Below are 7,017 nucleotides of genomic sequence, written 5' to 3'. Positions count from 1 at the left end.
TCTGTGAAGCGATCGCTCTTCGTTTCTGAGGCCCCACCCCAGATCCCCGCTGGGGATCGCATCTGGATACAATAGGCAAGGGAAACGCCATGGATGATCAAAAGCTGTGTTTGTGAATGTTGAACAATGGGTGAAGCGTCTGAAGGGGCGCAATGGTCTGATCAGCTTGGTTTTGCTGGGATTGTTGACCCTGGGCTTGACGGTGTTTTATGGCCGCCAATTGCTGCATCAACCGGACACCGAAATGGGAGCGGGGGAAGAAGCAGCGATCGCCCCCCTCGAATCCATCACCGCCCTCGGTCGGATTGAACCTTTGGGGGAAGTGATTCAACTATCGCCCCCACCGGCCCTAGGGGGAGCCAAGATCGAGCGGCTCTTAGTCGAAGAAGGTCAGACGGTAATCGCGAATCAAGTGGTGGCCCAGCTTGACAATTACGATCGCCTCGCCGCCGCCTTGGATAAAGCCCGGCAGGATGTCAAAGTGGCGGAATCCGAGCTAGCGCGGGTGGCAGCCGGGGCGCAGGTGGGAGAAATCCGGGCGGCAACAGCACGGATCGAGCGTTTGCAGGCCGAGCGCCAGGGGGAGGAGGTGACGAATCAAGCCATCCTCGAACGCCGTCAAGCCGAAGTGGATCACGCCCGCACGGAATACAACCGCTATCAACAGCTATTTGATGAGGGGGTGGTGTCGGCATCGGAGCGCGATCAGCGACAGTTGACCCTGACCACGATGGAAAAAGCCTTGCGGGAGGCCGAAGCCCAAGCAAAGGAAACCGATGCAACCCTGGGGCGACAAATTCAAGAGGCCCAAGCCGATCGCGATCGCATCGCCGAAATTCGCCCGGTGGACTTGAACCAAGCCCGCGCCCGTGTGGCTCAAGCGCAGGCGGTCGTCCGGCAGGCGATTACGGATTTAGAACTGGGGGTGGTGCGATCGCCCATCATCGGCCAAGTGCTGCAAATTAATGTCTATCCGGGAGAAGCGATCGACGTTGGAGCAGGAATCCTCGACATTGGCCGCACCGATCAAATGGTGGTCATCGCCGAAATCTACGAAAGCGACATCGCCAACATCGCCCTCGACCAAACTGCCCGCATCACCAGCGAAAACAACGCCTTCACCGATGAATTACAAGGTCGCGTCTCCCAAATCGGCCTCCAAGTCGGCAAAAAAGATGTCCTCGACACCGACCCCCAAGCCGACATCGATGTGCGCGTTGTTGAAGTCGAAATTCGCCTCGATCCCGCCGATAGCCGCACCGTCGCCGGTCTCACCAACGCCAAAGTCCTCGTTGAAATTGATCAATCCGCCCCATGAAGATCCCCCTCGCTTGGCTCCAACTCACCCATGAGCGGATGCGGCTCCTGATTGCCATGGCGGGCATCGGTTTTGCCAATTTGTTGATGTTTATGCAATTCGGGTTTCGAGATGCCCTCTTTGAAAGTGCGGTGGTGCTCCATCGCCGCATCCAAGGCGATGTTTTTCTCCTCAGCCCGGAAAGCACCGCCCTGATCGCCATGGATTCCTTTTCCAATCGTCGCTTGTACCAAAGTGCCGGGGTGGCCGGGGTGGAGGCGATTTACCCGCTGTACATTGATTTTGCCCTCTGGAAAAACCCAGAAACCAAGGCAACGCGGGGCATTATGGTGTTGGGCATCAACCCCATGGATGATTTTCTAGATTTACCGGGACTGGCCGACGCGAAACACCAGATCCAGCGGGAAGATGCGGTGCTGTTCGATCGCCTCTCCCGCCCGGAGTTTGGCCCGATTCCCGACCTCTTTGCCACAACAGAAACCGTCACGACCGAAGCCAATGACAAACGCCTAACGGTGGTGGGCTTGTTTGACCTTGGGGCCTCCTTTGGGGCGGATGGCAATGTGATTGCGAGTGAAACGACCTTCCTCAATATTTTTACCAATCGGGACGCGGGCCAAATTGAAATTGGGGTGATTGAGTTAGCAGAGACGGCGAATCCGGAGGCGGTGATTCGTCGCTTAAAACAGCACCTTCCGGAAGATGTGTTGGTGTTGTCCCGCGAAGAATTTATTGCCTTTGAGAAAGACTATTGGGAGACGGGGACAGCGATCGGGTTTATCTTCACCCTTGGGGCAGGGATGGGGTTTATTGTCGGGGTGGTGATTGTCTATCAAATTCTCTATTCCGATGTGGCGGATCATCTGCCGGAATATGCGACGCTGAAGGCGATGGGCTACGGCGATCGCTACCTCCTAACGGTGGTGTTTCAACAGGCGATCATCCTCGCGTTGATTGGCTATGCACCGGGGTTTGGGATTTCCAGCCTGCTCTATGTCCTCACGGCCCAGGGAACCAGCTTACCGATGGCGATGACCGCCAGTAAGGCCCTCACCGTCTTGTTTTTGACCGTGGTGATGTGTATGGGGTCGGGCGCGATCGCCGTCCGTAAACTCAGCGCCGCCGACCCTGCCGATATTTTTTAACCCCCTTTCGCAACGTTAATTCCCCCTAAAACGCTGATGTCTGCAATTGTTGCCATTCACGACCTCAACCACTACTACGGCAGCGGCGAACTCCGCAAACAAATCCTCTTTGACATCACCCTCACCCTCAACGCCGGGGAAGTGGTGTTACTTAAAGGCCCATCTGGGTCAGGGAAAACGACACTCCTCACCTTGATGGGGGCGTTGCGATCGTGCCAAACCGGCAGCCTCCAGGTTTTGGGTCAAGAATTAGTCAACGCCCCCAAGGCGAAGCTCGTCAATATTCGGCGCAATATTGGCTATATTTTCCAAGGCCATAACCTGCTCCATTCCCTCACCGCCCGGCAAAATGTGCAAATGTCCGCCGAACTTCAACCGTTGCGATCAGCCGTGGCGAAACAACGCTCTGAGCAAATGCTGACCGCTGTGGGCTTGGCAGACCACATCGACTATTACCCCGCCCAAATGTCCGGCGGCCAAAAACAGCGGGTGGCGATCGCCCGCGCCCTCGTCAGCCACCCCAAAATGATCCTCGCCGACGAACCCACCGCCGCCCTCGACAGTAAATCCGGTCGCGCCGTCGTCGAACTGATTCAACAACTCTCCAAAGAACAGGGCTGCGCCAGTCTGATCGTCACCCACGACAACCGCATCCTTGATGTGGCCGATCGCCTCGTTCACCTCGAAGATGGCCGCCTAACAGAAATCAACACTTCAGCAACCCTCGTTTCAAGCTGAGGGCTAGTGGCGATCGCCCCCCATCACCGGGATTCTGCTGTGATGTCGTGATGCCATCCAGGCGCAGGATTAATTCGGTTTTGTCGATGACGATCGGCGACGAGCCGCAGAGGGGGGGCGGGGGGGCGTTTTGCCACCGGCGGCACGGGGATGAGCTTTTGCGCCGTTGGGGGGAGCGGGAGGTTTGCGATCGCGCGATCTCCCTGGAGATTTTGGCTTCGGAGCCACCGCCATATCCATCTCGTCCTCTTCTTCCCCAGCCCCTCCCGCTCGGCGATTGGGATTGGTGCGGAAACTCACGTTCACCCCTTCACCAGACTGTTCAAGCACCAATAACGGCGTGGGTTTAGCCTTTTGATCCCAATCCATCAACACCACCCGCCCTTGAATCGTCGGCTGCCACGTGTCGTGATCTTCGTTGGGGCTGAGAAATTTCTCAATACAATCAATAATTTGGTTAATCGTGGTAGACGTAGACTGAGTGGGAAGTTTGGTTAGTTTAATCTGACTGCGAAACAAAACCCGCTTCGTCCGCTTGCCCCTCGTTTCAGTTTCGTAGGTCACATCAAAGGTTTCATCCACTTGACGGCCACCCGTGGCCGCCACCCCCACTTGATGATTCGCGGTACTCGGACGCAAGGCGACACTAATTAACTGCTTCACACGAATCTTAATCTGATTCACAATGGCGTAGTGGAACACTTCTTCATCCATCCGCAACCGCAAATAATCCAGGTTGAATTCCCGCGAGTGGATGAGGTCGGGGTTTGCCTCCATTTTCTGGATGGTCTTCAGGGCTAATTTCAGTCGCTTTTGTAAATCCTGTGATTTATACCGCTCAAACTTGAGGTCTTTTTGCAACTTGTCGTAGATTTTGAACTTCGTATAAGCGGCTCCACCGGCTAACGCTCCGCAGAGAACCAGCGTAATGGCGATCCACATGATCGGGAAGCCGCCCCCTTCCGCTGCGGGGGTAACAGGAGCGGCAGGGGCGGCGGGTGGTGGCGCTGCCTCTTGAGCAAGGACGGGTTGAATTGGGAGCAGTTGCGAAAACATAGTCTTTTCCACTTCAGCACAAGAATGGCAAGGATGTCGGAAACCGAGATTGTTGGAGGATACACAGAATCAAGGACTAGATCGCTCCCAGTCTCAGGCTGTGATCATGAAGGTCGTGTTGCTTGCGCTACCCCCATTGCACGTCAATGGATTCCACAACACAGGTTTGAGTCCAAGTGTTCTTTGTTATTACAACTATAACAGCACCCTTTCCTCGTCCTTAGAATTAGGGGGGATTCTTCATCGTTTGCCAATGGGAAGACTTTTCCCGTTCCAACGGGATGAGGCTCGCACGCTGCCGACTGTTGCCGGTGCTGCAAAGAGAAACAGGGTTACGATGATGTAACCCTGTTGGTAAAACAGACTCTCCCCATTGTGGGGAGATTGACCTGTGATCTTGAACCTAGGCCGTGAGCGTCGTGGCCTTAACGGGATAGAGGGCTTCACGGGTTTCTACCATTGCCGCCACAAGGCTATCAATGTCCTCGGTGGTGTGGAGAGCATTGGCGGTGATCCGGAGTCGAGGCTTGGCGATGAACCAAATGGGCGATACCCAAATGCCATGTTCCACCATCAAGTGCTGGGCAAAGGCTTTCGGGTCACAGTCAGTGGGGAGGATGACAGGAACCACGTTGGTTTCGCCGATCGCATCAAACTCATGTTCGACGAGGCGCGATCGCAGATAGCGAGTATTGGCTTGGAGGCGTTGCACCAGTTCCGGATATTTGCGCACCTGACGAAGACTTTCGAGGGCAGCAGCCGTCACCGGCGGCGGCAGGGAGATTGTACCGATCGAGGTGGGAGACACATCGAGGAGATCAATCAATTCGCGGCTGTGGCTACTGATCGCCGCCCCCGCAGAAGCAGCAAATTTGGAAAACGTGGTCATGATTAACGGCACCATGCCCCGATCAATCACCGATTGAGGGGTGATCCCGAAATGCTCATAGATGCCGCGACCGGTGGGGCCGAGGGCCCCGCTGGCATGGGCTTCATCCATGACGATGACACTACCGGGGTAGTTTTCCATCACATCGATCATATCCGGCAGGGGGACGAGATCGCCATCCATGGAAAACACCGCATCGGACACCACGAGGATGCGATCGCCCGGTTTCGCATAGCGACGCAGTTTCCGCGCCAAGTCATTCATATCGCAATGGCGATAGGGCTTGACCCGCACATCCGGGCTGTAGCTAAACACCTTCCCCGACCGATTATCCGCATTGACCACCGCCGACACGATGCAGCCGTGGTTGAGCACATCGGTGAGAATCAAGGTTTCGCGGGTATTTTGGAACCCCGGCACCGGCATTGCCAAATGACAGAACCCATCCATCAACGCCTGCATCGCCATCCATGCATTGAGGAACAGTTGGGTATGGGGCAGATCTTTGAACGCGGAAATTTCGTTTTCGAGTTGGCGATGGAGATCAATACGACCACTGAGCACCGAGCAGGAACTATTGGATGTGCCATACTGATAGATTGCATCAATGGATGCTTGGCGTACAGCGTCAGACTGGACTAGACCCAGCACATCGTTGGTGCAGAACGTGAGCACCGTGCGGCGGATTCCGGTAGACCCTTCCTCCACTTCGATGATGTTGCCGTGCTTTTGGTGGCAGATAAACTTTTCGGGATAGAGGCTATGGCTCTGTAGCCCCTGCATATATTCTTTAACGACTTGCACCGTTCACTCCTTAGCTTTAGATCTAGGTGGGATGACTTGGATGATGGAAATCATGGGATGGAGGCGAGTTCAGAATCATCAACGTGCGGAGACTGCAACGTTGGGTGAGAGGACTGAACACCATCCTGTTTGAGAATGACCCGCTGAAGGGCAATGATCGCCGGATTCACTTCGACATAGCGACGTTGACGATCGCCTTCATAGGTTCGCTGCTCGCTCTCGATCATTTCGACATCTTGATCGAGAAATGGCTTTAATAAAAATCGCCAAATGACGCGAGACAGTAACGGTCGAACCACGGTTACAAGGGTTTGAGGTAAGCGAATTTTCAAAAATAATAATGTGAATGACCGAGTTTCAGTCGGCGAAACGGGCAAACGCATTAAATACATCCGAGACACCCCCTCTAGTGTGTTCGAGTAGTGCGGATAACGATACCGAATCGAAATGATTCGAGTCGTCACGCGATCGCCGCGATCGCTCATGCCTAGAAATTGGCTGAGTCGCCCCTGATAAGATACTTGGTAATCGGCTTCTACGTCCGTATCCGTTTGATGCAAATGCAAAAGTTTGGGATCGAACCAACCTTGCAAATTCCGGTGGAGAAACCCATGGAAGACATCCATCGTATTTTCATTACAGATGGAAAAATGGGCGTTGAATTTTCCCGGAATCGGTACCATTAGCCAATTGGGGTCATCATATTCCGGCACGGTGGGCAAGGGAACCTGTGCCGCCTCGCTCGGATCGCCGGGAAACACCCAAATGATGCTAAGTTGCTCTTGCACTGGATAACTACGGGCCTGGGCACAGGGAAGCTTTTGATCGGATGGAAAATAGGGGATATTGACGCACTGGCCCGCACCGTTAAATTCCCAGCCATGGTAAGGACAGAGGAGGCGATCGCCGCTCACCTCCCCCTTATGAAGTAGGGCTGATTCATTGTAGTGAGAGTAAAACCTCCTCCAGCCGATTGGCAAAAAATCGCTTCGCATTGGCAATGGATTTCAGCCCTATCCGGCGAGCCGCAGTGATTAAGAAATTGCGAATCGTTGAGTAATTAGCCG

Annotated in this window: 6 protein-coding genes; 3 read left to right on the top strand and 3 right to left on the bottom strand. The window is 54.6% G+C overall.

Features of this window, described 5'->3' with window-relative positions:
• Positions 1–106: 106 nt before the first annotated feature.
• Genes PN477_RS04480 through PN477_RS04470 form a run of 3 tightly spaced genes read left to right on the top strand, consistent with a single transcriptional unit; the run spans position 107 to position 3,201 of the window.
• A complete protein-coding gene (locus PN477_RS04480; RefSeq protein ID WP_272117923.1) occupies positions 107–1,318 on the top strand; it encodes an HlyD family efflux transporter periplasmic adaptor subunit in 1,212 nt (403 codons plus the stop codon).
• Positions 1,315–2,463 carry an ABC transporter permease DevC gene (gene devC / locus PN477_RS04475; protein ID WP_272117925.1) on the top strand — a complete coding sequence of 383 codons (1,149 nt, stop codon included), beginning with the start codon at positions 1,315–1,317 and terminating at the stop codon, positions 2,461–2,463. The genes PN477_RS04480 and devC overlap by 4 nt, the downstream gene beginning before the upstream one ends.
• A gap of 36 nt (positions 2,464–2,499) precedes the next feature.
• The gene (locus tag PN477_RS04470) at positions 2,500–3,201 is read left to right on the top strand and encodes a DevA family ABC transporter ATP-binding protein (protein WP_272117927.1); all 702 of its coding nucleotides are present in this window, start codon (positions 2,500–2,502) and stop codon (positions 3,199–3,201) included.
• Between the two features lie 69 nt (positions 3,202–3,270).
• On the opposite strand, the gene PN477_RS04465 is transcribed toward PN477_RS04470, so the two are convergent.
• The 3 genes from PN477_RS04465 to PN477_RS04455 form a co-directional block, all read right to left on the bottom strand.
• Entirely contained in the window at positions 3,271–4,257 is a 987-nt protein-coding gene (locus PN477_RS04465; protein WP_272117929.1) for a hypothetical protein, read from the bottom strand.
• A gap of 403 nt (positions 4,258–4,660) precedes the next feature.
• A complete protein-coding gene (locus PN477_RS04460) occupies positions 4,661–5,950 on the bottom strand; it encodes an aminotransferase class I/II-fold pyridoxal phosphate-dependent enzyme (protein WP_272117930.1) in 1,290 nt (429 codons plus the stop codon).
• A gap of 50 nt (positions 5,951–6,000) precedes the next feature.
• On the bottom strand, positions 6,001–6,945 hold the full coding sequence (locus tag PN477_RS04455; protein WP_272147023.1) for a Rieske 2Fe-2S domain-containing protein: 945 nt from the start codon (positions 6,943–6,945) through the stop codon (positions 6,001–6,003).
• Between the last annotated feature and the right edge of the window lie 72 nt (positions 6,946–7,017).

The organism is Spirulina subsalsa CS-330 (assembly GCF_028330765.1).
GTDB classification, from domain to species: Bacteria; Cyanobacteriota; Cyanobacteriia; order Cyanobacteriales; family Spirulinaceae; genus Spirulina; species Spirulina subsalsa_A.
The sequence above is the reverse complement of the archived record's forward strand: the minus strand, read 5'-3'. Positions and strand labels throughout refer to the sequence as shown.

Bases quoted from the DNA above. Each gene is read 5' to 3' on its own strand.
- devC (WP_272117925.1), top strand. From the start codon at position 1,315: ATGAAGATCCCCCTCGCTTGGCTCCAACTCACCCATGAGCGGATGCGG.
- PN477_RS04470 (WP_272117927.1), top strand. From the start codon at position 2,500: ATGTCTGCAATTGTTGCCATTCACGACCTCAACCACTACTACGGCAGC.
- PN477_RS04455 (WP_272147023.1), bottom strand. From the start codon at position 6,945: ATGCGAAGCGATTTTTTGCCAATCGGCTGGAGGAGGTTTTACTCTCAC.
- PN477_RS04465 (WP_272117929.1), bottom strand. From the start codon at position 4,257: ATGTTTTCGCAACTGCTCCCAATTCAACCCGTCCTTGCTCAAGAGGCA.